Annotated in this window: 23 protein-coding genes; 8 read left to right on the plus strand and 15 right to left on the minus strand. The window is 63.9% G+C overall.

Annotated features, from left to right (window positions below; translation table 11 throughout):
- Window positions 1-134: 134 nt before the first annotated feature.
- The 3 genes from AC3WJM_RS13905 to AC3WJM_RS13915 all read right to left on the minus strand — a co-directional run bounded on the left by AC3WJM_RS13905 (window position 135) and on the right by AC3WJM_RS13915 (window position 2,787).
- Window positions 135-1,205 (minus strand): alkene reductase, encoded by a 1,071-nt coding sequence (locus tag AC3WJM_RS13905; protein WP_332601650.1) that lies wholly within the window; start codon window positions 1,203-1,205, stop codon window positions 135-137.
- An 89-nt stretch (window positions 1,206-1,294) separates the two neighbouring features.
- Complete coding sequence (locus AC3WJM_RS13910; RefSeq protein WP_492272187.1) at window positions 1,295-2,170, minus strand: hypothetical protein; 876 nt, start codon at window positions 2,168-2,170, stop codon at window positions 1,295-1,297.
- Between the two features lie 35 nt (window positions 2,171-2,205).
- On the minus strand, window positions 2,206-2,787 hold the full coding sequence (locus tag AC3WJM_RS13915) for a DUF6318 family protein (RefSeq protein ID WP_492272212.1): 582 nt from the start codon (window positions 2,785-2,787) through the stop codon (window positions 2,206-2,208).
- Here AC3WJM_RS13915 and AC3WJM_RS13920 point away from each other — a divergent pair.
- A complete protein-coding gene (locus AC3WJM_RS13920; RefSeq protein ID WP_492272215.1) occupies window positions 2,705-2,899 on the plus strand; it encodes a hypothetical protein in 195 nt (64 codons plus the stop codon). The genes AC3WJM_RS13915 and AC3WJM_RS13920 overlap by 83 nt on opposite strands.
- A 183-nt stretch (window positions 2,900-3,082) precedes the next feature.
- Here the strand turns inward: AC3WJM_RS13920 and AC3WJM_RS13925 are convergent, their stop codons facing one another.
- A complete protein-coding gene (locus tag AC3WJM_RS13925; protein ID WP_492272188.1) occupies window positions 3,083-4,834 on the minus strand; it encodes a purine-cytosine permease family protein in 1,752 nt (583 codons plus the stop codon).
- Window positions 4,835-5,068: 234 nt separating this feature from the next.
- On the opposite strand from AC3WJM_RS13925, the gene bioB reads away from it, so the two are divergent.
- Genes bioB through AC3WJM_RS13955 form a run of 6 tightly spaced genes read left to right on the plus strand, consistent with a single transcriptional unit; the run spans window position 5,069 to window position 10,634 of the window.
- The gene (gene bioB / locus AC3WJM_RS13930; protein ID WP_284989707.1) at window positions 5,069-6,097 is read left to right on the plus strand and encodes a biotin synthase BioB; all 1,029 of its coding nucleotides are present in this window, start codon (window positions 5,069-5,071) and stop codon (window positions 6,095-6,097) included.
- Window positions 6,094-6,345, plus strand: a complete 252-nt coding sequence (bsaP, locus tag AC3WJM_RS13935; protein ID WP_492272189.1) for a biotin synthase auxiliary protein BsaP — start codon at window positions 6,094-6,096, stop codon at window positions 6,343-6,345. Before bioB ends, bsaP begins: the two co-directional genes overlap by 4 nt.
- A complete protein-coding gene (locus AC3WJM_RS13940; RefSeq protein ID WP_492272190.1) occupies window positions 6,342-7,652 on the plus strand; it encodes an adenosylmethionine--8-amino-7-oxononanoate transaminase in 1,311 nt (436 codons plus the stop codon). Before bsaP ends, AC3WJM_RS13940 begins: the two co-directional genes overlap by 4 nt.
- Window positions 7,653-7,660: 8 nt before the next feature.
- Entirely contained in the window at window positions 7,661-8,836 is a 1,176-nt protein-coding gene (locus AC3WJM_RS13945) for an 8-amino-7-oxononanoate synthase (protein WP_492272213.1), read from the plus strand.
- The gene (bioD, locus tag AC3WJM_RS13950; RefSeq protein WP_492272191.1) at window positions 8,833-9,513 is read left to right on the plus strand and encodes a dethiobiotin synthase; all 681 of its coding nucleotides are present in this window, start codon (window positions 8,833-8,835) and stop codon (window positions 9,511-9,513) included. The genes AC3WJM_RS13945 and bioD overlap by 4 nt, the downstream gene beginning before the upstream one ends.
- The gene (locus AC3WJM_RS13955; RefSeq protein WP_492272192.1) at window positions 9,510-10,634 is read left to right on the plus strand and encodes a cytochrome P450; all 1,125 of its coding nucleotides are present in this window, start codon (window positions 9,510-9,512) and stop codon (window positions 10,632-10,634) included. The genes bioD and AC3WJM_RS13955 overlap by 4 nt, the downstream gene beginning before the upstream one ends.
- Here the strand turns inward: AC3WJM_RS13955 and AC3WJM_RS13960 are convergent.
- Together AC3WJM_RS13960 and AC3WJM_RS13965 are read right to left on the minus strand one after the other, a co-directional pair.
- The gene (locus AC3WJM_RS13960) at window positions 10,618-10,875 is read right to left on the minus strand and encodes a hypothetical protein (RefSeq protein WP_492272193.1); all 258 of its coding nucleotides are present in this window, start codon (window positions 10,873-10,875) and stop codon (window positions 10,618-10,620) included. The two genes, AC3WJM_RS13955 and AC3WJM_RS13960, sit on opposite strands and share 17 nt — an antisense overlap.
- Window positions 10,876-10,877: 2 nt before the next feature.
- Window positions 10,878-12,287: a glycosyltransferase family 2 protein gene (locus AC3WJM_RS13965; protein WP_492272194.1), complete on the minus strand. Its 1,410-nt coding sequence runs from the start codon at window positions 12,285-12,287 to the stop codon at window positions 10,878-10,880.
- A 275-nt stretch (window positions 12,288-12,562) separates the two neighbouring features.
- Between AC3WJM_RS13965 and AC3WJM_RS13970 the strand changes: the two genes are divergently transcribed.
- Window positions 12,563-13,030, plus strand: a complete 468-nt coding sequence (locus AC3WJM_RS13970) for a very short patch repair endonuclease (protein ID WP_492272195.1) — start codon at window positions 12,563-12,565, stop codon at window positions 13,028-13,030.
- On the opposite strand, the gene AC3WJM_RS13975 is transcribed toward AC3WJM_RS13970, so the two are convergent.
- The 9 genes from AC3WJM_RS13975 to AC3WJM_RS14015 form a co-directional block, all read right to left on the minus strand.
- Window positions 12,972-13,208, minus strand: coding sequence for a PLDc N-terminal domain-containing protein (locus AC3WJM_RS13975; protein WP_084784400.1), 237 nt, complete (start codon window positions 13,206-13,208; stop codon window positions 12,972-12,974). The two genes, AC3WJM_RS13970 and AC3WJM_RS13975, sit on opposite strands and share 59 nt — an antisense overlap.
- 91 nt (window positions 13,209-13,299) lie before the next feature.
- Entirely contained in the window at window positions 13,300-14,490 is a 1,191-nt protein-coding gene (locus AC3WJM_RS13980; protein ID WP_492272214.1) for a 5-methylcytosine restriction system specificity protein McrC, read from the minus strand.
- Window positions 14,491-14,581: 91 nt separating this feature from the next.
- A complete protein-coding gene (locus AC3WJM_RS13985) occupies window positions 14,582-16,816 on the minus strand; it encodes an McrB family protein (protein ID WP_492272196.1) in 2,235 nt (744 codons plus the stop codon).
- A gap of 143 nt (window positions 16,817-16,959) precedes the next feature.
- Window positions 16,960-18,891 carry a DUF5107 domain-containing protein gene (locus AC3WJM_RS13990; protein WP_492272197.1) on the minus strand — a complete coding sequence of 644 codons (1,932 nt, stop codon included), beginning with the start codon at window positions 18,889-18,891 and terminating at the stop codon, window positions 16,960-16,962.
- Window positions 18,892-19,042: 151 nt separating this feature from the next.
- On the minus strand, window positions 19,043-19,783 hold the full coding sequence (locus tag AC3WJM_RS13995; RefSeq protein ID WP_492272198.1) for a copper homeostasis protein CutC: 741 nt from the start codon (window positions 19,781-19,783) through the stop codon (window positions 19,043-19,045).
- Window positions 19,784-19,835: 52 nt separating this feature from the next.
- Window positions 19,836-20,252 (minus strand): acyl-CoA thioesterase, encoded by a 417-nt coding sequence (locus tag AC3WJM_RS14000; protein WP_307054017.1) that lies wholly within the window; start codon window positions 20,250-20,252, stop codon window positions 19,836-19,838.
- 26 nt (window positions 20,253-20,278) lie between these two features.
- Window positions 20,279-22,375: an ABC transporter ATP-binding protein gene (locus tag AC3WJM_RS14005; protein ID WP_492272199.1), complete on the minus strand. Its 2,097-nt coding sequence runs from the start codon at window positions 22,373-22,375 to the stop codon at window positions 20,279-20,281.
- Window positions 22,372-24,105, minus strand: coding sequence for an ABC transporter ATP-binding protein (locus tag AC3WJM_RS14010; protein WP_284751458.1), 1,734 nt, complete (start codon window positions 24,103-24,105; stop codon window positions 22,372-22,374). The genes AC3WJM_RS14005 and AC3WJM_RS14010 overlap by 4 nt, the downstream gene beginning before the upstream one ends.
- 271 nt (window positions 24,106-24,376) lie before the next feature.
- Window positions 24,377-26,416, minus strand: a complete 2,040-nt coding sequence (locus AC3WJM_RS14015) for an MFS transporter (protein ID WP_307054015.1) — start codon at window positions 26,414-26,416, stop codon at window positions 24,377-24,379.
- Between the last annotated feature and the right edge of the window lie 4 nt (window positions 26,417-26,420).

The following is a 26,420-nucleotide window of genomic DNA, read 5'->3' on the forward strand; positions in this document are numbered from 1 at the left end:
TTGCCAACTACATCGCCCGATCACTCCTCGAAACCGGCGGATTCAGACCGCGATTACACCCTCAAATGCGATGAGCCGGTTAAACCGCGACGGCGGCACCTTTCGCAGGTGCCGCCGTCGCGGTTTCGGGGGTTCTAGTTGGCGTAGAACGGGTAGTCGGTGTACCCCTTCGCGCCTTCGCCGTAGAACGTGGACGGATCCGGTTCATTGAGCGGGAGGCCTTCACGCCACCTGCGCGCAAGGTCCGGGTTGGCGATGGCCGGGCGGCCAACCACCACGGCGTCGGCGTGACCGTCGGCCACGAGTGCCAGGGCTTCATCCCGGGTGGTCACTACGCCAAAGCCGGTGTTGACGAGGAAGGTGCCGTTGAAGCGCTCGCGCAGGTCCTGGACGAGCTCACCCTTGGGATCATGGTGGAGGATGCTGAGGTAGGCGAGGTTGAGCGAGGCGATGGTGTCCACCAGGACTTCATAGGTGGCGCGGACATCCGCGGGGTCTGTCTCGGCGATTCCCTGGACCGAGTGCTCAGGGGAAATCCGGATGCCGACCCGGTTGGCGCCCAAGGCTTCTACCACCGCGTTGACGGTCTCGATCACAAAGCGTGCACGGTTTTCCGGCGAACCGCCGTAGCTGTCAGTGCGGACGTTGGTGTTGGGTGCCAGGAATTCGTGCAGCAGGTAGCCATTCGCCGAGTGGAGCTCGACGCCGTCGAATCCTGCCTCGACGGCGTTCCGGGAAGCTGTGACGATTTCCTGGATCACCGAGGGAAGTTCATCGGTGCTCAGTTCGCGGGGAACCGGGTAGGGCTTCTTGCCGTTCGGCGTGCGGACTTCGCCGTCGATGGCCACGGCACTGGGTGCCACGATCTCGTGACCGCCGGTGATGTCCGAGTGGGAAACGCGGCCACCGTGCATGACTTGGGCGAAAATCCGGCCACCCTCGGCATGGACGGCGTCCGTCACTTTCTTCCAGCCCGCGATCTGTTCCTCGGTGACGAGGCCAGGCTGCCCCGGGTAGGACTGACCCGCGGGCGTGGGGTACGTGCCCTCGCTGACGATCAGCCCGAGGGAAGCACGCTGCCGATAGTGCTCCGCGACCAGCGGGCCGGGAACGCCTTCGACGCCCGAACGGAGGCGGGTCAGCGGCGCCATGACCAAGCGGTTGGGAATTTCAATCTCGCCGAGAGTCAAAGGGGAAAACAACATGGGCAGTGCCTTTCAAACGGGAACAGGTCCACTGGCGGCAACTGCAGCGCGCCTGCAACTATTCCTGTTGAGACGCGGATCACACGCTCTTAGGGAACGCCCGGGCAGCCTTCGCCCCGCGGATTCACGATGCAGTTGTCGGCGTAGTTGCGCGTGATCGACCTCCATACGCTCACCTTCTGGGACGGCGACGCAAATTGTCCTGTGCCGGGAATCGGCATGTTCGGGCCGCCGTTCACGGAGTAGGTGCCGCGGAAGGTGGTGGTCAAAACAACCCAGTAGTCATCTGTCCCGGCGTAAGCGTGGCTCGTGCGCGTCTTTTCGCCCCATCTTTCTTCAGGAAGTGGACCACCCATAGTTGGCCCCGGCCCGAGCGTCGCACCATCTCCGTAGTCCCATCGATATTCGACCGGTTCTGCCTTTATGACCACCTTTTGCCCGAGCATGTCCACAGTAAAAGCCTGTTCGGAGGCCTCAGCGTAGAAGTTGGTTTCAGCGCCCCTCAGCGTATGAGGAAATGGCTGAATGCCAGATACTGCTGGTGTGATTGGAAGTTGTTCGAATTTCGACTGTATCTGGGCGGCAATTTTCTCGAGCACGTCTGTGGGCTTTTCCGAATACAAGCAACGGTCGGGCCGTATGGCAGCCCATGCCGGTGGATCAAGAATCTTGAGCGACTCGAACCAGCGGACTGGCCTCCCGTTCTCCCCTTCCTTACAGTCCGCTGCCGCCGCGAGACACGCTTTGTCAAAATTGTTCTGACCGGGGTCGAGGCATAACAACTCGAACTTGTACTGTTTAGGATCCTCAGGTCCAGCCGCTGGCAACTCCACCCATGCCCCGCTGCCAGAGTCATATCTCCAGACACCAATCCCGCGTTGACCCCAGGAAATATCTGAATCACTCTGTTCAGCACGTGCAATCGACGTGACGAACATACTCCCTGCAACAAGACAAAAGGTCACCAGACTCCATGCTGCAACCCGGACCCGGTCAACCACTAGCTACCCAATCGGTCAACGTTTGAAGCAAACCATTTTCCATCGACGTATTTGGCGATAACCAGGTCACCGAGAACGCCGGATGCCGCAACATTCTGCCCAACGCTCCCGTCAGAGTTATGCAAGGTTCCGGCCGATTGTTGGGACTGTACGGCTACTTGGTACTCCCCGCTAGCCGCCAGGAATTTCGATGTGACAGCCTGAACTTGGATCTTGCTTCCGACAATCCATCGACCGTCGGAGCTCCACTTCTCGATCCCAGGAAAGACCTTGCTGCACATCGCGCACGTAGAACTAGTTACTTCATTGATGGGGCCCAATCGGCCGGTCTCAAAACCGTAATTCAGCAGTTCATACCAGTACCTCGCAAACGCCTCCACGCCTTCCTTCGTGTTCGCCTTCGCGGCCTCCGGCAACACGGGAACCGGGACGTTCTCGGCTTTCCCCTTGGCGTCCGCGGGTTTGTAAACAGCCGTCGAGGTCGGAGAGGGAGCACCAGTGACGCTGGCTGAAGCTGAAGCAGAAACTGTAGGCGACGCAGACTGCGGCTGGGTACTGATCCCGCACGCAGTCAGCGTCAACGCCGTCGCAAGGCTGACAATCATGAAAAAGCGAGCAGAAACCGAAGTGCGTGGAGTCATGGTTTGCTATCCCCAAATAGTTTTCAAGACTAAACGTTTCCAAAAAGGGTAGCTTAATTGCCCGTCGTGGCGGGAAAGTTATCCACAGGCTCCGATTCATTACGCACCATCGCTTCACGAGCGTGGCCCAGCACAACCAGCCCACCACAACAAACACAAACCAAAGGCCCCGACGACGGGACCGCGGCCAGGCCGCCCATCCGTCGTCGAGGCCTATGGGACCTTGAGCACCCGCCTACTTTTGGGCCGGCAGGACCAACCCGCCCGACTTATCCGTCGACAAAGCGAGCGAAGAGATGAACTGCGGCTCGCCGTCGGGCCCATCCAGGGCCGAGCGGACCATGTCCGGGCGCTCGAACTCCAGTCCGGTCACGTGGCACAGCAGCTTGGCGTCGCTCGGGTTGCCGTCGGCGTCGAACATCGGCAGATCGATTCCGTCGTCGGAGCGGCGTAGGTAGTACTTCCCGCGGGTCAACACGGCCAGCGCAGGCGGCAGCACAAGCGCCAGCCCAACGGCGAAGATCGGCGAATATGGCTGCACAGCTGAACCGAAAGCGCCGAAGAACACCGCAATCGAGATAACGGCCGAAACCAACATCGAGACGAAGCCCACGGGGTTGACGGCGTAAAGCATGCCTCGGCGGAATTCGGGAACCTTGGGCGAAATCTTGAGCAAATACTTGTTGATGGCAATATCGGACGCAACGGTAACCACCCATGCCATGGCGCAATTCGCGTAGAACCCAAGGATGGTGTTCAGGAACTCGAACATATTCGCTTCCATCAGCACCAGCGCAATCACCAGGTTCACCACCACGAACACCATGCGCCCCGGGTAACTTTTGGTGATGCGCGTGAAGCTGTTGGTCCACGCGAGCGAGCCGGAGTAGGCATTGGTCACGTTGATCTTGATTTGCGAAATGACCACAAGCACCACGGCCAAGGTCATCGCCAGCCAGGCCGGCATCATTTCCTGGTACACGCCAAGGAATTGATGCACCGGCTCGTTGGCATGCGCGGAGGCGGCTGGATCCAGGGTCGCAATCAGGTAGATGGCAATGAACATGCCCACGATCTGCTTGATCGCGCCGAAAATCACCCAGCCCGGCCCCGCGAGGATCACGGCACGCCACCAAGCACCACGGTTCTCGGCGGTCTTGGGAGGCATGAAACGCAAATAGTCAATCTGCTCCGCGATCTGCGCCATGAGCGACAGGCAGACACCCGCGGCCAGCATCACGGAGGCCAGGTTGGTGCCTTCAGCGCCGGATTTGCCCGTGAACGCGAAGAATTCCCCGATGCTGTCCGGGTGCGAAATCACCAAATACCCCACGGGAACCACCATGAGCAGGAGCCACAAAGGAGTGGTCCACACCTGCAACTTGGACAAGGCCTTCATCCCGTAAATCACCAAGGGAATCACAATAAGCGTGGACGCCGCATAACCGAGCCACTGCGGGATGCCCAGCCCAAGTTCCAGGCCTTGAGCCATGATGGAACCCTCAAGCGCGAAGAAGATGAACGTGAACGTCGCGAAAATGACGTTGGTGACCACCGAGCCGTAATAACCGAATCCGGAACCCCGAGTGATGAGGTCAAGATCAATGTTGTACCGGGCCGCGTAGTAGGCCAAGGGAAATCCGGTGGCGAAAATGACCACGGCCGCCACCACGATTCCGAAAATAGCGTTTACGGTGCCGTACGAAATACCGATGTTCGCGCCGATCGAGAAATCAGCCAAATACGCGATTCCACCGAGCGCACTCGTCGCCACCACACCCGCACCCCATTTGCGGTAGGACCGTGGCGCGAACCTGAGGGTGTAGTCCTCCAGGCTCTCCTTCGCTGCGCTCATCGCATCGGCATTACCAGCCGTGCGGCTCCCGGCGCCTAGCGCCTCGGAAGGTTCGACGACGGCGACCCCCATCGGGGAGCCACCCGCCGTCGGTGGTTCAAGCACTTGCGTTGTCTTCGAATCGTCAGTCATCCCCAAAACTTTCCTCGTCTCGACATGTTTCCCCGATGAACATGGGCTCGACGCTATCGGCGGGATGGAACCACGGAGTCACCACGATGTTTCCGCGCTGTAACTTATCCAGCGAGTTGGACGCCAAGATTGCGGCTCCGGGTTTGTGGACGTCCAACAAAATCGCGGACCCGCAGGCCCACTACCGTCGTGAAGGAACGCACCATCCCCTGCAAGTAACGGCCGAGGAGCATCATGACCACCCAGCCAAACCCAAGGCGTACGTCCACCTATCCGATTCTGGAAACAGCCCGCGAGCAAGTCCTCGCGAAAGGCGAAGGACTCAGCGAAGCCCAACTGCTCGAGATCCTCGAGCTCCCGGACGAGGCCATTCCCGAAGCCCTGCAGCTTGCCCACGAAGTCCGCCTGGAGCACTGCGGCGAGGACGTCGAAGTGGAGGGAATCATCTCCATCAAGACCGGAGGATGCCCTGAGGACTGCCACTTCTGTAGCCAGTCGGGCCTCTTTGACAGTCCGGTCCGGGGCGTCTGGCTCGACATCCCCGAGCTCGTGAAGGCCGCGAAGGAAACCGCCGCCACCGGGGCCACGGAGTTCTGCATCGTCGCAGCCGTCCGAGGCCCGGACATCAAGCTCATGAACCAGATCAAGTTCGCGATCGACCGCATCAACGCCGAAGTGGACATCAACATCGCGTGCTCGCTGGGCATGCTCACCCAGCGCCAAGTGGACCAACTCGCCGAATGGGGCGTCCACCGCTACAACCACAACCTCGAAACCGCGCGCAGCTACTTCCCCGAAGTCGTCACCACGCACACCTACGAGGAACGCCTCGATACTTGCAACATGGTCAAGGCGGCCGGCATGGAACTGTGCTGCGGTGCCCTGATCGGCATGGGCGAAACCACCGCCCAGCGCGCCGAACTCGCCAGCCAGCTTGCGGCCCTCGAACCGCACGAAGTCCCGCTGAACTTCCTCAATCCGCGCCCGGGAACGCCCCTCGAAAACCAGGGAATCATGGACGGCAAGGACGCCCTCCGTGCCATAGCGGCGTTCCGCCTCGCCATGCCGCGGACCGTGCTGCGTTACGCCGGCGGACGGGAACTGACCCTGGGCGACCTCGGCACGCGCGAAGGCCTCATGGGCGGCATCAACGCGGTGATCGTCGGCAACTACCTCACCACACTCGGCCGACCCGCCGACGCCGACCTCAACCTCCTCGTGGAGCTGAACATGCCCATCAAGGAACTCCAGAAGTCGCTGTGAACACTGTTGAGACGGCAGGCTTCTGCGGGCACTGCGGCGGACCCGCCACGCAAGCCGGGCCAGCCGCACAGGGTGACCCGGCAACGCAAGGTGAGCGCCCGACGTCGGACGCCCACCTGGGCTGCCAGCAGCGCCTCGCGATGGAGCCTCCCCGCTATTGCGCTGTCTGCCGGCGCCGCATGAAAGTCCAGGTCACGCCGCTCGGCTGGACCGCTGAATGCTCGCGCCACGGCCGGGTTACGCCATGAGCGTCATCCAGCGTGACCGGGCAAGCCTCTGGCATCCCTACGCTCCGGCGTCGGGGACGCTGCCGTTGTGGGAAGTCGAAGACGCCGACGGCGTGACGCTGCGGCTCCGCGACGAAACCGGCCAACGCCACGAGGTGCTCGATGCCATGTCCTCCTGGTGGTCGGTCATCCACGGGTACCGGAATCCCGTCCTGGATGCCGCGGCGAAGCGCCAACTAGCTACGTTCAGCCACGTGATGTTCGGCGGCCTCACCCATGAACCCGCCGTCGAATTGGCCGAACGGCTGGTCGCCATGGCCCCTTCCGCGGCGGATCGGCCGAGGTTGGAGCGGGTTTTCCTGGCGGATTCTGGATCGGTGTCCGTGGAGGTGGCGCTCAAGCTCGCGGTACAGTTCCAGACTGCGTCGGGGTTCCCCAAGAGGCAACGCTTCCTCAGCATCCGCGGCGGTTACCATGGCGACACCTTCGCGGCGATGGGCGTCTGCGATCCCGTGGATGGCATGCACTCGGCCTTCCCCGGGCTGCTCGGAGCCAATGTGTTCGCCGCGAGGCCACCCGCCGCGGGCGCGCCGCCCGAGGAAATCGCGGAATGGCAGGCGCACACAGAAGCCCTCGCCCAAGAACACGCCAACGAGCTCGCCGCGATCATCGTGGAACCCGTGCTTCAAGGCGCCGGCGGCATGTTCGTCTACGCCACCGAATGTCTCCGCATCCTCCGCGACATCGCCGATCGGCACGGGATCCTCCTGATCCTCGACGAGATCGCAACGGGCTTCGGCCGCACGGGCGAGCTCTTCGCCGCGCAGCATGCGGGCGTGGTTCCAGACATCATGTGCGTCGGCAAAGCACTCACGGGCGGTTACCTCACGCTCGCGGCGATGCTCTGCACGGGCGAAGTGGCGGCCCGCGTATCGAGCGGCGGTGCCGGCGCCTTGCTGCACGGACCGACGTTCATGGGCAATCCGCTCGCGTGTTCCGTGGCCAATGCGAGCCTGGGAATTCTCGACGGCGGCGGGTGGCGCAGCGATGTGGCCCGGATCGGCTCGGGCCTGGCGGCCGGCCTCGAAGCTGCAAATGCGTTCGACGCCGTCAAGGACGTCCGCACCATCGGCGCCGTGGGCGTCATCGAGTTGAACACGGAAGTGGACGTCGCCGCAGTGACGAGTGCCGCCGTCGGGCATGGGGTGTGGGTGCGGCCGTTCCGGAACCTTGTTTACGCGATGCCGCCCTACATCAGCACCGCCGAGGAGATCCGGCGGATCGCAGAGGGTATGGTGGCAGCCGTTGCCGAGGTGCACGGGCCATGAGCAGGTCAATGACCGCGTGGTTGGAACAGCAGGCCGCGGTCCGCGAGCGCCGCGGCCTCGTCCGTTCGCCCTTGACGCGCCTCGGTCCGGACGCTGCGGTGGACCTGGCGAGCAACGACTATCTTGGACTCGCGACGGACCCGAGGCTGGCAGCGGCCGCCCGCGAAGCGATTGGCCGTTGGGGAACCGGTGCCACGTCCTCGCGGCTGGTTGCCGGTACCACGGCGCTGCACCTCGAGCTCGAATCCGAGCTCGCGAGCCTCACCGGCATGGAATCCGCGTTGGTCTTCTCGTCCGGATACTTGGCGAATCTAGGGGTCACGACGGCCCTCGGCGGCCCCGGGACGCTCATCGTGGCCGACGAGCATTGCCATGCTTCGCTGATTGACGGTTTCCGCTTGAGCCGGTCGAGGGTGGAAACGGTCCCGCACAACAATCTCCTCGCGACCGAGCACTGTCTGCGCACCCGTACAGAGCCCAGGGCCCTGATCGCCGTCGAGTCCATCTACAGTGTCTTCGGCGATGCCGCCCCGCTCCCCCGGCTTTTGGCACTGGCCGAGGAGCACGACGCGGTGCTCCTCGTGGACGAAGCCCACAGCCTCGGTGTTGCGGGCCACGGGGCATTTGAGGGTCACGGCTCGGTGGCTGGAACTGAGCTTTCGGGCCACCCCTACGTGGTGCTGACTGCGACCCTTTCCAAGTCGCTCGGCAGCCAGGGGGGTGCCGTGCTTGGCAGCGCGCTGCTCCGCGAGCACCTCGTCAACCGGGCCCGCAGCTTCATCTTCGACACCGGGCTCGCACCGTCGTCCGCGGCGGCTGCGCTGGCCGCCGTCGGGATCATCCGCACTGAACCGTGGCGTGCGGCGGCAGTTCACCACAACGCCGCCAGCCTCAGCGCCGGACTGGCGCCCGTGCTGTGTGAGCCGGGCATCGCCGTCGTGCCCGTTGGCGCGCCGCTTCAGACGGCAGGTGCCGTTCAGTCCGTTCCCATGCCCTCCGCTGCGGCCGCACTTGCGGCGAGCCAGGCGGCGCACGGGGCGGGTGTCCGCGTCGGCTGCTTCCGCCCGCCCTCGGTGCCCGACGGCGTCTCGCGCCTCAGGCTGACGGCCCGCGCCACCCTCACTCCCCGCGACATCGACTACGCGTGCGCAACGTTGCGCCGCATCCTGGAGGAAATGCCATGAAACTGCCACCCATAGTGCTGGTCACCGGAACGGACACCGGCGTCGGCAAGACAGTCACGACGGCGGCGCTTGCGTCCGCGCTGCAAGCGGACGGTCGCTCGGTGGCCGTGTACAAGCCGTGCCAGAGCGGCGCCGTGACGGGCGATTCTGATTGCGCCGAAATCACCCGCTTGGCCGGACCGCTCACAGCCGAGGCCGGCGTCGTGCTCCAAGAACCCCTCGCCCCGGTGGCCGCGGCCGCGCTGGACGGCGTCACGCTGCCTCAGCTTGCGGCATATGCCGCACGCGTCCGCGAACTTGCCGGCACCCATGACCATGTCCTTGTGGAGGGTTCCGGCGGTCTCCTCGTGGAGTTGGACCCCGACGGCGGCACGCTGGCGGATCTGGGCAGCCGCCTTGGCAGTGACGCGACTTTTGTAGTGGTTGCCCGCCCCGCGTTGGGAACCCTGAACCACACGGCGCTGACGCTCGAAGCCCTGGAACGCAGGGATTTGGCTGTGCATGGAGTGATTCTGGGAACCTGGCCGGACGACCCGGGCGTGCTGGAACACGGCAACCGGGCGGCGCTCGGCACGTTGCGGCCGCTTCTTGGGGTGCTCCCCGAGCGCGCCGCGGACCTCCCACCCGTGACGTTCCGGGCGGCGAGTGTGCACTGGCTGAGCGGGGCTTGGTCATGAACACCACTACTGCCGGCGCCCAGACGTGCCCGTATCTGGTGCTGCGGGATCCCGCGGCTGTGCGGGAAGTCCTGCACCGGCCGGAAGACTTCAGCCCGGCGAATGCCCTCATCGCTGTGACACCTTTGTCCGGACCATCGTTGCGGGTCCTGCAGCGCGCCCGCTTCGCGCTGCCACCGGTGCTGGCCAGCAATGACACGGCTTCCCACGCTGGCATTCGCAAGGTGGTGGCCGGGTTCTTTACCCCGGCAACGGTGGGTGCTTTTGAGCCGCGCATCCGCGGCATCGCGCGGGTTGCCGCTGCCGCCGCTGTTGGCCTGCTGGAAACGGGTGGGCAAGTGGATCTGGTGCAGGCCGTGGCAGCGTACCCGCCGGCGATCGTGATGTTGGAGCTTCTGGGACTCCCTGTCCGTGATCTTCCGGAGCTAAAAGCCTGGAGCCTGGACTCGCTCGAGCTGTTCTGGGGCTGGCCGGATCCCGAGCGGCAACTGGAACTGGCGCACAGCGCGGCCGGGTTCTACAGCTGGCTGCGGGAACTCGTCCTCGAAGCCGTGGCATCCCCCGGACGCAATCTCTTCCGTTCCTTGGCGGAACACGGCCTCAGCACTCCCGAGATCTGTTCCCTCGGCTACTTCCTGCTCATCGCAGGGCAGGAAACCACCACCCAGCTCATCAGCACGGCGCTATTCCGGCTTGCCGAGGGATCAGTGGGCTTTGACTGGAAAGACGCGGCCTCCGGAACCACTGCACGGGACCTCATCCGGCACGTCCTGGCTACGGAATCCTCCGTTCCCACATGGCGCCGGGTTGCCGCCCAGGACACAGTGCTCGACGGCGAGCGCGTCCCCGCCGGCGCCGAAATCCTCCTGGAACTCACAGGCAACCACGCGTCATCCGGCCGGGCTTCGGCGGCCCACGAGCAGGGTCCCACGGCCTACGGGCTGGCCTTCGGCTCAGGGATTCACCGTTGCCTTGGTGCGAAGCTAGCGGAACTGGAGGCCGCCGTCGTCGTGAAGGAAACCGCGGCAGCGCTGCATGGCGTCCGATTGGCAGAGCCGAACCCCGAGTGGCTCCGCCTACTGTCTTTCCAAGCTCCGCGGACTGTCAGCGTCGAGATTTGAGGAAGTCGGTGGCTTCGTTCACGGCCGGCGCATCGGGATGGATGCTGCGGGTCTCCGATCGCTGGTTCCGGGTGCGAACCCAATCGCCGGGGTGCAGTTTCGGCAAGATTTTGGCGATGGCCAGCGCTCCATACATCAACGTATTAATCGCGACGAAGGTCGCCAATACGGCAAACCAATCGGAATGCAGAATTCCCTCGGAAAACAAAATTCCAGTGGGAAGGGCGGCGGAAATAGCCATGATTACCCTGCCTTCGATGGTTCGCCGGTTGGTGAATGGTTGAGGTGTTTCCATTTGGCTTGCTTGCCAAGGGAAATGTCGATGATTCCCTTGACATACACCACGTTGAGGAACATATCGAAGAACAACTCCGGAAAGAGCGTGACTGCCAAGAGGCGTGCCCGCCAGCCACCCTTCCACACGGTGACGACCCGCTCGATGGAGAAGACGACGCCGATTCCCAGCCAGAACGGGAACCAGACCCAGTTGTCCAGGGACAAAACCATAAGGAGGATCAGCAGGAGGTAAGCGCTGAGGGCAATCACTCCGTAGCCAATGCCGAACTGCTGCGCCCAGTAACGAAGCGTCTGGGGTGTGGCCCCGTAAGCCCCAAGGTTTTCCAGGGCACCCCGCTGCCAACGGAGTCGTTGCGCCCACAAGGTGCGGAAATTCGGCATCAACTCGGTGACCACAGTGCATTGCATGGGGGAAATCATGAGGCCGCCCAGGGATTTCAAGGCAATCGTGAGCTCATTGTCCTCGGTCAACGATGCCGTGTCGTAAACGTCTCCCCGAATTCCCGGGATCGATTCGCCCCGGCTCTGGGCAACAGCGCGCAAGGCACGGGGACGGAAAAGCGAGGCCGTCCCGGTCAGCACAAAAACGCGGCCACGCCGTCGTCCGATTTCCCGGGAATACCGGATATATTCGTTGCGCTGGAATTGGCCGACAATTCCGTGTCCCTCTTCCCCGTAGAAAAGACCACCTACAGCCATCAGTGCCCGGTCATTGCTCATCCGCGCAACCGCGACTTCCAGGAATCCATCGTCAAGGCGGGTGTCGGCATCCATGACCATGACGACGTCGTTATCGCCTTGGCCTGGTAGCAGCCACTTGAGCGCCTGGTTGAGTGCGCCGGCCTTCTTCTTCGTGTTGTCCACCGATTCGAAGACCTCAACCCCGGCCTCGCGGGCAAGCGCAATAGTTGCATCCGTGCAGTTGTCGGCAACCACAACCACGCGGTCCGGGCGGTGCGATTGGGACAAAAGCGAAGCGATGGTGGCGGGCAGCGAGGCTTCTTCATTGTGCGCAGGGATCAAGACGGTCACCGTGACCGCGCCAGCATACACACCGCGGGTTTCGGCCATGACGATCTTTGGCGCCAGCGGTGTCCAGGGATGCGCGGAGCGGCGTGATCTGTTGGCAATGCGCTGCTCCAGCACAGCCACGCCAGCGGATAGCAGAAGGGCAAAGGCTATGGCCACGAGAATCACGCGGGGCTGCGGCGCCACTGAATCGTAGAGAATCCTCCAGACACCGAGGACAATCCCCTCAGCCCGCGATTCGACCGCTGAATTCCCCGTCGAGGCAATAGCGAACCACAAGAGGGCCGCTGCACCGCCGACTGTTACCGCGATCACAATGCCGACCATGCGCTGAAATATCCCTCGACCCACCGGCGAATGCTATCAGTCGCACCCCGCGAGGCCGACGCTCGCTCACATCATGGGCATTTCCGGCCGACCCTCGCTCACATCATGGGCATTTCCGGCCGACGCCCGCTCACAAACAAACCCTTTCCGGCCAACGCCCGCTCACATCATGTGATCGAGGGTTCTAGTTTTGGGCGCCATACGTGAGCGGGCGTCCACGGAAAGACCCACATTCGTGAGCGAGCGTTGGAGGGGGTGCTGCGTAGACTGAGGATATGGGCGAGAGCCGCGACCTGCTGACGCCTGAGCAACGCAGCCTGAACATGTCCAAGATCCGGGGCAAGAACACCAAGCCCGAGCTCTTGGTCCGTCGGCTACTGCATGCCAAGGGTTACCGGTACCGGCTCCATGGCCGGGCTGCGGGCGGGAAATTGCCAGGCAGCCCGGATCTCGTGTTTGCCGGACGCCGCAAGGTGATTTTCGTGAACGGATGCTTCTGGCACTTCCACGATTGCAGGGCAGGCCAGCACTCACCGACCGGCAACGCGGATTTCTGGGCAGCCAAGCGCAACCGCACCCGGGAGCGCGACGCCGGACAGCGCGAATTGCTGAGGGCCTCGGGATGGGAGGTTCTCACCGTGTGGGAATGCGAACTGCGGGACCGTTCGGCTTTGGAGAATCAGCTCACGCAGTTCCTCGACGGCGGCCGAACAGGAAGTAGCTCAGCGGCCCAAAGAAGTTGATGAAGCTTGCGGCCCGCCATACGGCTTTGTTCCCCCTGATCTGGGCCGCGGGGGTCTTGGAAATGCTGCGCTGTGCCGCGATGAGCAACGCCATCTGTCCCGCACCCATCACAAGCACGCCTACCCGCTGCCCCGGAGTCATGTCCTTCCAGGACTTCTTCTTTTTCTTGCCGTGCATGATGCCTCCATCTGCAGTGACTTGCCCTCTCAGGCTAGTCTGCCAGCCGCCCGGACGGAACAGGACGGAACCGGACGGAACAGGATGCCCCTCATAGCCGAGCCTGGCGCACCACTTCGCCCCAGGACTGCTGGGCCAGGTCCGTGACGGCGGCAAGGATCTCCGCCGGTGGCCGCGACAAGTCCAGCGGGTACTCCACAATGTCGATATCCGTGTTGAGGATCCGTCGCAGCTTCATCTCGCCCTTGCCCGCGTAGACCAGCCACGCCGTGGGCACTTGCAACGCCGTGCAGTAGGCCAGGAGTTGATAGTGGTCCGCGTTGAGCGATGCCCCGGCATCCGTGGCCGAGGCATATTTCGAGTCGTACACCACCACGGGCCGGCCACCCAGGAAATGCACGGCGTCGGGGCGCACGGTGAGCCGGTCCGAATCCCGCACAGCTTCGTTGAGGGTGGCGCCGTATTGAAGCCGCATTTCACCCGGATGTGCCCGCATGGCCGCCCGCAAAGCCACACCCACGAATTCCTCAAACACAGTGGACATGTCCACTACAAACGAGGCGGTCTGCTGCTTCCCCTCGCCCGCTTCCGCAGAGGCATTCCGCAGGATGAGCTCGGCCAAGCGGAGGACAGGGTGGTAGCGGAGGTTCATCCGGTTGGCCTGCCACTTCGGCAGCGGCGCTCCGGACTGCAGCCGCGTGACGGCGTCGAGCTTTCCCTTGAGCTGCCGCAAGCGGCTCAGGACGTTTTGCCGCACGCCGGGAACCTTGCCCATCCGCTCAAGGGCGGCACGCAGAATGCGGTTCTCGGCAATGTCCTCGGTGAATTCGTCGTAGGAGACTTCCAGCGGTACCAGCATTCCGGGGCGCCGGGAGATCTGGTCCGAGATCCGGATACGGCCCTTGACCGTCCGGAGCGACTCGTCCACAGTGAGATAGCCCTGCAGCGGACCTCGGCTGAGCGCCCGCTCCGCCAACTGGGCGAGGGACTCGGCCAGGGCGCTCCACAGGTCCTTGTGCTCGACGGCGGCCACGGAATCCTCGCGGAATCCCTGGTCCCCGGCGTAGCTGAGGAGGAAGAGGAGCCGACTCAAGCCAAGGCGGTCCTTGGGCCGTACCTCGATTTGGACGGTGGGCGTCCGCACCGACCCCACCTTGCCCACAGGCTCGATGCGGTAGAGCCCCATCCCCATCGGCGAGGCCTTCGCGAGCCCGCTCGAGTTGAGCAGGGCGGCCGTGTCCGGATCAAGCTTGTCCACGATGCCACCGGAGAGCTCGTCCATGACGATGTGCCGCACCGCCGGTGCCTTCGTTGACGCGCGGACCGCAGGCTTTCCGATACCCGGGGGGCGGGCCGGCCGCGGTGGCGCGGTCTTAGCGGACCGCAAGTCGACCCAACAACTGGTCCAGCCCGAAGCGCTCCTCCAGCTGGGCCCGGTTCAACTGACCGTGGTAGTGCTCTTCCAGGAGTGGCATGAGTTCGTACTTCCAGATCCGGCGCAGCCCTGCGGGGTTCTGGGCCGCGTTCTTCATGAAGTAGGAGGGACCGATCATCAGGTCCCGGTCCCAATCGTCGATGGAGTCGTTCAAGGCGTCAAGCAGGTCCGCGTTGAGGGTGTCCAGGCCGCGGGCCGCGAGGAACCGCCGGAGCGAACCGCGGATCGGTTCCACCTTCGGATGCAACTCCACGAATGCGAAGCGGCGGCGGATGGCCGCGTCCATCATGGCGATGGAGCGGTCCGCCGTGTTCATGGTGCCGATGATGTAGAGGTTGTCCGGCAGGCTGAACGGTTCGTTGGGGCTGTACTGGAGGTAGATGCGGTCGTCACGGTATTCCAACAGGAAGTACAACTCACCGAACACTTTCGCCAGGTTGGCCCGGTTCATCTCGTCGATGATGAGGAAGTACGGCTTGTTGGAGTTCCCGGGCTTCGCTGCTTCTTCCGCGAGTCGACGCAACGGTCCGGCCACCAACTTGAACGAAACCTGGCCGTCGTCGGTCTTGTCCGGCCGGTACCCCTCGAAGAAGTCCTCATACGCGTAAGACGGGTGGAACTGCACCAGCTTGACGCGCTCATCGGTGCTGTCGCCCGCGAGCTCGGCAGCCAAGTGCTTGGCGAGGTAGGTCTTTCCCGTTCCCGGAGGGCCGTAGAGCACCAATTGGCGGTTCTCCTCCAGGAGTTCGGCGATCTCCTTGAGCGGATCGAGCTCCATGTGGAGGGAAGCTGCGAACTCTTCAGTGAGGGGGCGGAACCCTTCAATCACGGGCTCGACGACGGCGTCCGGGGCGGCGGTTTCCTCGCCGTCGGACTCCGCTTCGGCCGGCAGGAGGGACTGCAGCGACTGGATGACCCTTGTAACGTCCACGACGATCCCCGACGTGGAGAGTTGGCGCTGGACGTGCCGCGGAGCCTCGGCCATCGGGTGGGTCTCGTCGAACCAACGCACTTTACGGCGGAGCCGACGGTTGTCCTCGTTGTGTTCCGGCTCGCCCAGGACCACGCCGATCCTGATGGCTCCGGAATTCTGGAACAGCGCGAGGTCGCCGGGCTTCATCACGGTCAGGAACGCGAAAACGGCAGTCTTGGTGTCCTCCCGCTCCACGTAGCCGAGGTGCTTGTAGTCCTCGTCCACGGCGTGTTGGACCACCCCGGCCGTCACCCCGGGAGTGAGTTCGCGGAGGTGTTCGACGTCGAGCGTCGCCTTTTCCTCGTCCCGCCACGCGGCGAGGAGCTCGGCGGAGTCCTGGTGCGTGCGCAGCAGCCATGCCCGGCGGCCAGGATCTCCCACTTTGCGCCACTGGCTGACGAGCTGGCGGTCGTACCAATCGATGCGCTGGCCGGCCTGTTCGTCCAGGTGAAGCCGGATGCGGTGGACGTCCGCGGTGATGTCGGCTTCCGTTTCGCCGTGGGCACCGCCAACCAGCGAGGCGAAGGCGTCCCGGATTTCGCGCCGCTCAACGTCCGCGACCACGGGCTCGAAGTAACTGGGCCACGCCAAGTATTCGATGCTGCGGCGGATGGCCGGCTGGTCCTCGGGGGTTGCCGCCGCGAGTTCGTGGAATTTCAACGGGTCCTTGAGGGCTTTGTTGATGCTCGCGTTGGACTGGCCATCGACGTGCGCCACGAACCGGCACAACCAGGTCAGGTGGTCCCAGATCGTCCAGTTGAACTCAGCGGTCCTGTCACGGATGACGCCGTGATCGGTCATCCCTTGGTACAGCTCCTTGGGGAGCTCGAGCTCGGGATCGAGCCAGGACGCGGCTTCAGCGACGCGGGCGCGCTTCACCTTCAGCGATTTGACCTCGTGCGCCAGGGGCAGGGACTGCAGGAAGAGAAGCTCGACGGCGAGCAACTTGGCCTCGCGGGAAGCCCCTTCCAGGTTCTGGCGCAGGTTGGTCATCATGGGCGCCTTGGCATCTCCGACGCCGCGTTCCAGGCGCTCCAGGAGCTCGCCGGCGGCGTCCACCGTCCAAGTGCGGGTACTGGCGTCGAGCGCCGAAGCCTTGCCTTGAAGCCCCGGGCCCAGCACGAACCACGCCGCATCTTCGATCTCCTTGGAGATACCGGGGGCACGGGTCAGTGGGGTTTTGGTGGAGGGAGTCACCATGCCAACTTACATGGTTTCTCTTGGTGCTGGCATCAGGAAAGTCGGCACCCCCGCCACAGGCGTCCCGCCTCTCATGTTCTGCCACATGCGTCCCACAACGTGCTTCCCGCCGCATGCGCCCCGGGCCGATGCGCCCGGGAAGTTCAGTGCATCCCGAAGCGATAGCCGGCAGGCACCGGCTCCCCGGGACACACTTCCTGCCACAGCTCGGCGATCCCGTCCTCGCCTTCCCGGATGTCCGGTATTTCGACGCCGTCCCGCAGCATCGCTGCTGCCTCCCGGCCTTGGCCGACACCCGCGAGGGCGAGCGCCGTCAGGAAACGGACGCGTCCGACGTCGGACATTCCGGCAGGTGCCTCGCTCGCCAGGGCGAGTGCTTGGGCGGGGTCTCCGTGCCGGATGCTGAGGGTCATGGCTTCGCTGAGCAAGGGGAGATTGGACGGTTCCAGCCGGCTCGCGGCGGCAAGTTCCGCCAAGCCGTTGTCAGTCTTGTTGGTGGCGAGCAGCGCGAGGGCCCGGCCCCTTGTGGCGAGGACCTTGGAACGGAGCGAGAGGTCCTCGGCAATCAGCGCGGCGCCGTATCCGGCGATCGCACCGGAGAGGTCTTGGCGCGCGTGCTTCATCGTGGCCAGGTGGAACTGTGCCTCGGCTCCGCCATCCTTGGCCAGCAGCTCTTCCCAATCGGCTCCGGCCACGAAGGTCCCGGCGCCCAGGAAACTCGCTCCATCCAGCAGGCTGTGCCAGGGGCCCGTTTCCTCGATGGCCTCAGGGGTTGCGTCGTCCGCGAAGGGAGTACCGACTTCGTCCAGCCATTTGCGGCCCGAGTGTCGCCGTCGGGCGCTTTCCAAAGCACCCCAAGCACTGCCGCGGACCAGCATCTCGTCCGGAGGCAGGGCGTAGTTCCGCGCGGCTTCGGCAAGGGCGACTTCGAGCTCCGCGTCCGGGACGAGGTCTTCGAGCCGGGCGCTGGCGTGGGTCACGGCCGCATCCCAATCCTGGCCGTGGGAGGTTGCGGGATCCAGCTTCGCGTTGCCGTAGGCCTCTACCCAACTCCACTCGGCGCCGGCAGGCATGGCCAGATGCTCGAACTGTGTCTGCGCGAGCCCAGCCTGGATCTCCGCGTAGGGGCCAGCGCCCGGGCTGAGCCATTCCTGCCAGCGCTTCCCGCCGTCGCCCTGGCCCCAGACGAACAGCTTCTTGCCCCGCAGGAGGCTCGTGGACAGCATGGCCAGGCCGTCGCCGTCGTGGTCTACCGCGGCGATCCAATGCCGGTGCCCAGGCTGGATGTCGAAGAAGAAATCCGCCGCGTGCGGGCTGTTGACCAGCCAGGTGGCATCCAAGCCTTGGTGTTCCGTGGGCCGGACGCGGGCGATGTCGGTGGTGTAATCGCTGCCGAAAGCCTCCGTCGCGGGCGCGATCACGCGCGTTTCCGCGGTCTCGGGAACGGCTGCGTTGCTCCACCAGTACATGGGGACCTCGTGGTCATGGGGGTTCCGGACCCGGACCGCCGTGAGGAGGACGTCCGAGTCCTCCGGAAGCCACATGTCCACTTGGAAGACCACTTCGCGGAGGCGTTCGAACTCCCACATGCGCAGAATGTCGTGGCCTTCGGGGGACTTGACGATCGCCGTGTGCAGCGGATCGCACGTGGTGGGCGAGTGACCGCGCGTGCCGATGTTCCATTCGAGCCCGCCGGCGAACCACGCCTTGCGCAGGGCGATGTTGGCGAACTGCAGTGTCCCATGGGTGTGGAGGAGCTGCTTTCCCGAGGCCTTGTCGAAGAGCTGCCAGAGCCGGCCGCCCAAGGTGGGGAGGACAACGGCACGCAGCTTGTTGTTCTCGAGCACGACGGCGGGCACCTCGTGGGCAGTCCGCTCGCGGGAGTAGCCGTCCTGCATCAGGTACGGGAACATGTTCGGCACCTGGCCATAGCGAGCCGCCGCCCGCAGCTCCTCCGGGACGCCGTCGCCGATTCTGTACGGCTGGTCCAACTCAGCCATGACCACCGGCAGGGGGCTATTGGGACCCAACTCCGCCATGTTCAGGGTGATGGTGGAGAAGCTCACGTTTTGCATCTTTATGACTCCTGGAGGCTATTTTCGATCGTAAGACTTCACCCATCTTTGACCCAAGTCGCCGCTGTGTAAAGGGAGCCACCCAACTAGCTCGCATTTGATGTCGTTTTGAGGGCCCAAAACGACATCAACTGCCAGTCAGTTGGGAATGTCAGCGGGAGACGGCGCGGGCGGCCCTCACCAGGTCCCGGTTGGTGACCATGTACGCCGTCGGGTCTGAATCGCCGGGTGCGCCGAAGGAGTCCCCACGGTCCTTCCGCGTGGAAACCGTGGCCTTGGCGGACAAATGGACCGCGCTCAATCCTGCGGCGTGCAGGGCGGGGATATCGTCCAAGACGAGTCCGCCGCCAGCCATGACCTCAAGCCGCCCCGCCGCCCGCTGGACCATGCGCTCGAGGGTCTCGATCCCCGCTCCCACCGTCGCGGCGCCCCCGGAGCTGAGCACCCGCGTGAAACCAAGTTCCACGAGTTGCTCGACGGCGGCCGCCGGGTCCGGGGTCTGGTCGATGGCCCGGTGGAAGGTCAGCTGGGCGTTGGGGTTCGTCTCTAGAGCCGCGTCGGCGAGCTTTCGCGTGGCTTGGACGTCGATGTCACCGGCGGCCGTGAGGACTCCGATCACCACGCCGTGGGCCCCTTGCCCGAGCAGGAACCGGATCTCGCGGTCCATGGTGTCCAAGTCCGCGTCGGAGTACAGGAAGTCTCCTGGCCGGCTGCGGATCAGCGGGTGGATCTCCAGCCGTCCGTCGGCAGCTTCCTGCGCGGCTTCCATCAGCCCTTGGCTCGGAGTCAGTCCCCCGAGCTCCAAGGCGCTGCAAAGTTCAATCCGGTCCGCGCCTTCTTCAGCGGCAACGGCAGCGCCCTGGGCACCGACGGCGACGATCTCGAGTTTCATGGGAAAACTCTAACGGCCACCGCAGTGCCCAGGGCGCTGCTGCAATGCTTCGCTAAGCCCGATAGGGCTCCAACTGCTCCTTCTGCTCGGGAGTGAGCCTGCGGACACGGCCGGTGGACTCGTCGACGAACGCCAGATGGGTACTCGCGTTGACGCAATCCTGGCCCGTCACGGGATCTTTGATGACGTAGTGCAGGTCAAAACTTGCCCCCTTCACGGCCCCTACCCAGATCTCAACCAGTGCGGGAATGTTCCGGTACTCCAAGGTCCGGACGTACCGGACCTTGTGCTCCACCACGAGGGTCATGACCCCGTCCTCAACGGAGTCGAAAACAGAGACCGGTGGTTCCACTCCGGGGAGTCCGGCACCGCGCGGCGGACCGAAGGCCGCGATGCGGGCCTCTTCGAGCATGCGCACGATCTGGACGTTGTTGATGTGCCCGTACGCGTCCATGTCTCCCCAACGCATGGGTACTTGGACCGTAATTCGCTCGCTCAGCTGTGCACCGCCGTCGAGTCATCCACAACGGTTTCCTCGGCATCCTCACCGGCGAACTGCGACATGTAGAGGCGGTAGTACGCACCCTGCAATGCGAGCAATTGGTTGTGGTTGCCCTGCTCCACGATGCTGCCGTTTTCCATCACCAGGATGGTGTCGGCGTCGCGGATGGTGGACAAACGGTGGGCGATGACAAAGCTGGTGCGATCCGTGCGGAGGGCCGCCATGGCCTTCTGCAACAGCAGCTCCGTACGGGTGTCCACGGAGCTTGTGGCCTCGTCCAGGATCAACAGCGAAGGATCGGAAACGAAGGCCCTCGCGATGGTGATCAGCTGCTTCTCGCCCGCACTGACGTTGTTGCCTTCCTCGTCGATGATGGTCTGGTACCCATCCGGCAAGGCGCGTACGAAACGATCCACGTAGGTGGCCTTGGCCGCCTCCATGATCTGCTCCTCGGTGGCGTCGAGGTTGCCGTACTTGATGTTGTCGTAGATGGTCCCGCCGAACAGCCAAGCGTCCTGCAGCACCATGCCCACCTTGGAGCGAAGCTCGGAACGGCTCAGCTCCTTGATGTCCACCCCGTCCAAGGTGATACGGCCCGCATTGAGCTCGTAGAACCGCATGACGAGGTTGACGAGGGTGGTCTTGCCCGCGCCTGTGGGTCCGACAATCGCGACGGTGTGTCCGGGCTCCGCACTGAGGGAAAGGTTCTCGATGAGCGGCTTGTCGGCCACGTAGCTGAAGGAGACGTTCTCGAACTCGACGTGGCCGTCCGTGCGCGGGGGCAGGTGACGGGCCGCGTTCTCCGGCATTTCCTCATCGGCATCCAGGAACTCGAAAACGCGCTCAGCAGAGGCCACACCGGACTGGAGCATGTTGGCCATGCCGGCGATCTGGCCAAGCGGCTGGGTGAATTCACGCGAGTACTGGATGAACGCCGTGGCGTCGCCAAGGCTCATGGAGCCGGAGGCCACACGCAAGCCACCGACGACGGCGATGCCCACGTAGCTGAGGTAGGAGACGAAGTTCATGGCCGGGAAGATGATGCCGGAAACGAACTGCGCCCCGAACGAGGCCTTATACAGGGCTTCGTTGCGTTCGTCGAAACGCTCCAGCATGTCCGCGTCACGCCCGAAGACCTTGACGAGCTCGTGACCGGAGAACGATTCCTCGATCTGGCCGTTGAGCGAGCCGGTGTTCTTCCACTGGGCGGCGAACAGCTTTTGGCTCCGCGAGCCAATCACGCCGGCAAGGACGCCGGAGAGCGGCAAGGCGACCAGCGCAATGAGGGCCAGTTGCCAGGACACGATGAACATCATGATGGTGATGCCGAAGACCGTCAGGACCGAGCTGACCAGCTGCGCGAACGCCTGCTGCAGCCCTTGCTGGACATTGTCTACGTCGTTGGTCACGCGGGAGAGGATGTCGCCGCGCTGGCGGGTGTCGAAGTAGTTCAGGGGCAAGCGGTTGAGCTTGGCCTGGACGTCGTTGCGGAGCCGGTTGATGACCTTCATGACGATCTTGTTCAGGATGTAGCCCTGGGCCCACAGGAAGATGTTGGCCACGAAGTACATCAAGAGCACGATCGAGATCAGGAACGTGAGCTTGGAGAAGTTGATCCCGTTGGTGAGCTCCATCTTGGAGACCATGTCCGCGAAGTTGTTCTGGCCGGCTTGGCGGAGGCCCTCGGCGAAGGCCGCTTGGCTCACGCCGGGAGGCAATTGCTTGCCCATGACGCCGCCGAAGATGACGTCCATGGCGCTGCCGAGGATCTTCGGGGCGATGACGTTCAGGACGACCGAGACCACCACGAGGCCGATGACGAAGACGACTCCGGCGGCCTCCGGCTTGAGCAACCCCAGGAGCCGCTTGGCCGACGGTCCGAAGGCCTTTGCCTTCTTGGCCGGCAGGTTGCCGAACATGCCGCTGTCGGCTTCGCCCGGGGTGTATTCGGTTTCCTCGATATCGTCATCGTCCACCGCCGTTACGGCACCGGCTGCGTCGGCATCCTTCGCTTCCGCAGCGTCGCGCGCAGCCTTCGCTGCTTCGGCTTTCGCGGCCCAGCCGCGCTTTTGCTGATTCTGTTCGCTCATGCCACTTCCTCCGCGCTCAGCTGGGATTCGACGATCTCCTGGTACGTGGGTGATGTTTCCAGGAGTTCTTCATGGGTGCCGCGGTCGACGATTCTGCCGTTGTCCAGGACCAGGATCTGGTCCGCGTCCGCAATGGTGGAGACGCGCTGGGCCACGATGATGACCGTGGCATCCTGCGTCTTTTCCTTGAGCGCCCTGCGAAGGCGGGCGTCCGTGGCCACATCCAAGGCCGAGAAGGAGTCGTCAAAGAGATAGACCTTGGGCTGCGTCACCAGCGCCCGGGCGATGCAGAGGCGCTGCCTCTGGCCACCGGAGACGTTGGTGCCGCCCTGGGCCACACGACGGTTGAGGCCGGAGGACTTTTCCATGACGAAGTCCTTGGCCTGTGCGGTTTCCAGCGCATCCCAGAGTTCCTGGTCCGTGGCGTCGGTCTTGCCGAAGCGCAGGTTGTGCTCGATGGTTCCGGAGAACAGGTACGGCTTCTGCGGCACGGTGGCCACGCGGCTGGTGATCTCGTCGCGGTCCAGGCTGGTGACTGGAACGCCGTCGAGCAATACATCGCCGGACGCAACGTCGTACAGGCGCGGAAGCAGCGACACCAAGGTGGTCTTGCCTGCGCCGGTGGAGCCGATGATGGCGAGGGTCTGGCCCGGCTCCGCGGTGAAGGAGATGTTGCTCAGCACGGGAGCTTCAGCGCCGGGGTATTTGAAGGTGACATCGCGGAATTCGACGCGACCCTTCTTTTCCGCGGGCGCCACGGGCGCCTTCGGATCGTGGATGGAGGGTTCGACGTCGAGGACCTCGCCGATGCGGTCCGCGCACACAGACGCGCGCGGGATCATCATGGCCATGAAGGTACCCATCATGACCGCCATGAGGATCTGCAGGAGGTACTGCAGGAATGCCGTCAGGGAACCCACCTGCATGTTGCCCGCGTCCACCCTTTGGCCGCCAAACCACAGCACTGCCGCGGTGGAAAGGTGCAGGATCATTCCGATGGCCGGGAACATCAGGACAAACAGGTTGCCGATCTTGACCGACACCAGGGTGAGGTCCTTGTTGGCATCGCCGAAGCGCTTGGCCTCGTACGGTTCACGAACGAACGCCCGGACCACACGGATGCCGATGATCTGCTCGCGCAGGACACCGTTGATGGCGTCGATCTTCTTCTGCATGGAACGGAAGAGCGGCATGAGCCGGACCACGAGGTAACCAACCACGGCCACGAGGACGGGAACCGAGACCCAGACGAGCCACGAGAGGCTGAGGTCCTCGCGCAAGGCCATGATGATGCCGCCGACGCACATGATGGGCGTGGACACCATGAAGTTCAGGCCCATCAGCATGAGCATCTGGACCTGCTGGACGTCGTTGGTGCCACGGGTGATCAACGTGGGTGCGCCGAAGCTGTTGACGTCCTTGGCCGAGAAACTGCTGACCTTCCGGAAGACGTCCCTGCGCAAGTCGCGGCCCATGGCCATGGCCACGCGGGATCCGAAATAGACACCGGCAATGGCCGCGACGACCTGGCCGAGCGCGACCGCGAGCATCAGGGCACCGGTTTGCCAGATGTAGTTGGTATCCCCCCGGGACACCCCTTCATCGATGATTTTTGCGTTGAGGCTTGGAAGGTAAAGGGTGGCAATGGTAGACGCCAGCTGGAAGATGATGACGGCTAGTATCTGCGGCAAATACGGCTTGGAGTAACGCCGTATCAGGGTGACAAGCATGCCCACGGATCCTTAATGAGAGTGCGCGAATGAATTACTGCGAATGACTAAATACTGCGAATGACTAAATACATGGATAGCAGCAGGCGCTGACAGTATTAGTCCCTCAACTCTACGAAATCCGTTGCCCCAGCGAAATATCGATAGCCAAATATCATCCTTGCGGCGTAGCTGAGCCGCTGCAGCGCTTCAAAACTCGCTGCAGCGGCTCCCGTCGCCAGCCTGGCAGGCTCCCGGCCCGCGTCCCGCGGGCGGAGGAGGCGGACTCCCCCTAGCCCGCGTGCCGCCCGGTTTCGCCCGCCCGTGAGGCATCACCGGCGAGGAGCAGCAAGGCAGCCCGTTCCTGGCGGCGGCGTTCCCGCTTGAGTTCCTTGCGCAGCGCGGCCAACTCCTCGGCGATCCGCGACTGCTCGACGGCGGTGGCAAGTTGTTCTTGCACGCGTACTTGGAGCTCGCGCTGCGCCTTGCTCAACTGAAGCTGTTGCTCGGCCAGCAACCGTTGGGTGCGGGCCAGCTGGTCCTGGACTTCGCGCAGGCCAGCTGCCGGATCGGGCCGTTCCTGCGTCAGGATGCGGGCGAACTCAAGGTCCAGCTCATCGTGCTCCTTCTCGGCTGCCGCTCGGGCGCGGCTGGCACCCAAGGGGGTGCCGGCGTCGTCGGCTGCTGGGACAAACTCAGCGGACTCGATCACCGGCAGGGTGGAGGTGTCCAGAGTCATCCCGGCCTCGCCGGAAGCGTTTGCCAGCAATTCCCTCTCAGGCGTTGCGTCCACGGTTTTCCGCAGTGGAACTTCCTTGATGAAGAGCACTGCGATGAACGCGACCAGGGCAATCGCCGCGGAGATCATGAAGATCTGGGCGGTGGCATCGCCGTAGGCGGCCCGCATAATGTCGCGGATCGGGGCCGGCAAATCCGTCAGGTCCATGCTCGCGTTGCTGGAGCCGCCGCTCACCGGGATGTGTGCCGCGGCGAGGCCTTGGGTGGCAAGGTCCTTGACGTGCGTGGCCATGATGGCACCGAGCACCGAAACGCCGATCGCACCGCCGACGGAGCGGAAGAATGCCACGGACGCGCTGGCGGTGCCGATGTCCTGCGCGCGGACGGTGTTCTGGACCGCGAGGACCAGGTTCTGCATGAGCAAGCCAAGGCCCAGCCCGAAAATGGCGGTGTAGCAGCAGGTGATCCACAGTTCGGTGGTGTGGTCGATGGTGCCGGTGAAGGCAAGGCCACCGGCCAGGAACACGGTACCCGCCAGGAGGAAGCGCTTCCACTTTCCGAAGCGGCTGATCAGCTGGCCGGATGCCACCGAGCCCAAGAGGTTGCCCGCAATCATGGGCAGCGTCAGGAGGCCGGCCTCGGTAGGCGTGGCGCCACGGGCTACCTGGAAGTACTGGCCAAGGAACGTGGAGGAGCTGAACATCGCGATACCGACGGCCACGGAGGCCAGGATCGCCAAAGCCGTGGTGCGCTGGGAGATGATCTTCAGCGGAATGATGGGCTGGGCCACCTTGGATTCGACCACTACCAGCAGGGCCAGGAGAAGCACGCCGCCGCCTACCATGAGGGCGGACTGCCAGGAGATCCAGTCGTAATAGTCCGGGTTGCCGGCGAAGGAAACCCAGATCAGGAGCAGGCTCACGCCCGAGGTCAGCAGGATGGAGCCGAGCCAGTCGATCTTGGCGGGGCGCTTGATGTGCTGGATCTTGAGGGTCACCTGGAGCAGGATGAGTGCGACGACGGCGAGCGGCACGCAGACGAAGAACGTCCAGCGCCAGCCGAGCGGGCTGTCAACGATGAAGCCGCCGAGCAGCGGGCCACCTGCGGTACCGACCGCCATGACGGCGCCCATGTAACCCGAGTACTTGCCGCGGTCCCGCGGCGGAATCATGGTGCCGATGATGGCCTGGGCCAAGGCGGTGAGGCCGCCCATCGCGATGCCCTGGATGACGCGGGCGGTGAGCAGGAAGGGAATGCTCGTGGAGAAGCCCGCCATGACCGAGCCGGCCACGAAGACCACGATGCTCAGCTGGACCAGGAGCTTCTTGTCGAAGAGATCGGCGAGCTTGCCCCAGATCGGGGTAGTTGCGGCGTTGGCCAGCAGTGCGGCCGTGATGACCCACGCGAAGTCCGTTTGCGTGCCGTGGAGATCGGACATGATGGTCGGGAGGGCGTTGGCCACGATGGTGCTGCTCAGGATGGCGGTGAAGAATGCCGCGAGGAGGCCCGTCAGGGCCTCCATGATCTGGCGGTGCGTCATGGGCGCGGATGACGCCGGTACCGCCGTCGAACGTTCTTGTATTCGGGTTGCCATTGCT

This window comes from Arthrobacter sp. FW306-1B-G06A, assembly GCF_058781765.1.

What these genes read in the sequence shown, in the direction of transcription:
- AC3WJM_RS13940 (WP_492272190.1), top strand. Translation starts at nt 6,342, where the DNA reads ATGAGCGTCATCCAGCGTGACCGGGCAAGCCTCTGGCATCCCTACGCT.
- AC3WJM_RS13975 (WP_084784400.1), bottom strand. Translation starts at nt 13,208, where the DNA reads ATGCACGGCAAGAAAAAGAAGAAGTCCTGGAAGGACATGACTCCGGGG.
- AC3WJM_RS13955 (WP_492272192.1), top strand. Translation starts at nt 9,510, where the DNA reads ATGAACACCACTACTGCCGGCGCCCAGACGTGCCCGTATCTGGTGCTG.
- AC3WJM_RS13985 (WP_492272196.1), bottom strand. Translation starts at nt 16,816, where the DNA reads ATGGTGACTCCCTCCACCAAAACCCCACTGACCCGTGCCCCCGGTATC.
- AC3WJM_RS14005 (WP_492272199.1), bottom strand. Translation starts at nt 22,375, where the DNA reads ATGAGCGAACAGAATCAGCAAAAGCGCGGCTGGGCCGCGAAAGCCGAA.
- AC3WJM_RS14015 (WP_307054015.1), bottom strand. Translation starts at nt 26,416, where the DNA reads ATGGCAACCCGAATACAAGAACGTTCGACGGCGGTACCGGCGTCATCC.
- AC3WJM_RS13995 (WP_492272198.1), bottom strand. Translation starts at nt 19,783, where the DNA reads ATGAAACTCGAGATCGTCGCCGTCGGTGCCCAGGGCGCTGCCGTTGCC.
- AC3WJM_RS13905 (WP_332601650.1), bottom strand. Translation starts at nt 1,205, where the DNA reads ATGTTGTTTTCCCCTTTGACTCTCGGCGAGATTGAAATTCCCAACCGC.
- AC3WJM_RS13965 (WP_492272194.1), bottom strand. Translation starts at nt 12,287, where the DNA reads ATGGTCGGCATTGTGATCGCGGTAACAGTCGGCGGTGCAGCGGCCCTC.
- AC3WJM_RS13970 (WP_492272195.1), top strand. Translation starts at nt 12,563, where the DNA reads ATGGGCGAGAGCCGCGACCTGCTGACGCCTGAGCAACGCAGCCTGAAC.
- AC3WJM_RS14010 (WP_284751458.1), bottom strand. Translation starts at nt 24,105, where the DNA reads ATGCTTGTCACCCTGATACGGCGTTACTCCAAGCCGTATTTGCCGCAG.
- AC3WJM_RS14000 (WP_307054017.1), bottom strand. Translation starts at nt 20,252, where the DNA reads ATGCGTTGGGGAGACATGGACGCGTACGGGCACATCAACAACGTCCAG.
- bioD (WP_492272191.1), top strand. Translation starts at nt 8,833, where the DNA reads ATGAAACTGCCACCCATAGTGCTGGTCACCGGAACGGACACCGGCGTC.
- AC3WJM_RS13980 (WP_492272214.1), bottom strand. Translation starts at nt 14,490, where the DNA reads ATGGACGAGCTCTCCGGTGGCATCGTGGACAAGCTTGATCCGGACACG.
- AC3WJM_RS13960 (WP_492272193.1), bottom strand. Translation starts at nt 10,875, where the DNA reads ATGGCTATTTCCGCCGCCCTTCCCACTGGAATTTTGTTTTCCGAGGGA.
- AC3WJM_RS13990 (WP_492272197.1), bottom strand. Translation starts at nt 18,891, where the DNA reads ATGCAAAACGTGAGCTTCTCCACCATCACCCTGAACATGGCGGAGTTG.
- AC3WJM_RS13925 (WP_492272188.1), bottom strand. Translation starts at nt 4,834, where the DNA reads ATGACTGACGATTCGAAGACAACGCAAGTGCTTGAACCACCGACGGCG.
- bioB (WP_284989707.1), top strand. Translation starts at nt 5,069, where the DNA reads ATGACCACCCAGCCAAACCCAAGGCGTACGTCCACCTATCCGATTCTG.
- AC3WJM_RS13945 (WP_492272213.1), top strand. Translation starts at nt 7,661, where the DNA reads ATGACCGCGTGGTTGGAACAGCAGGCCGCGGTCCGCGAGCGCCGCGGC.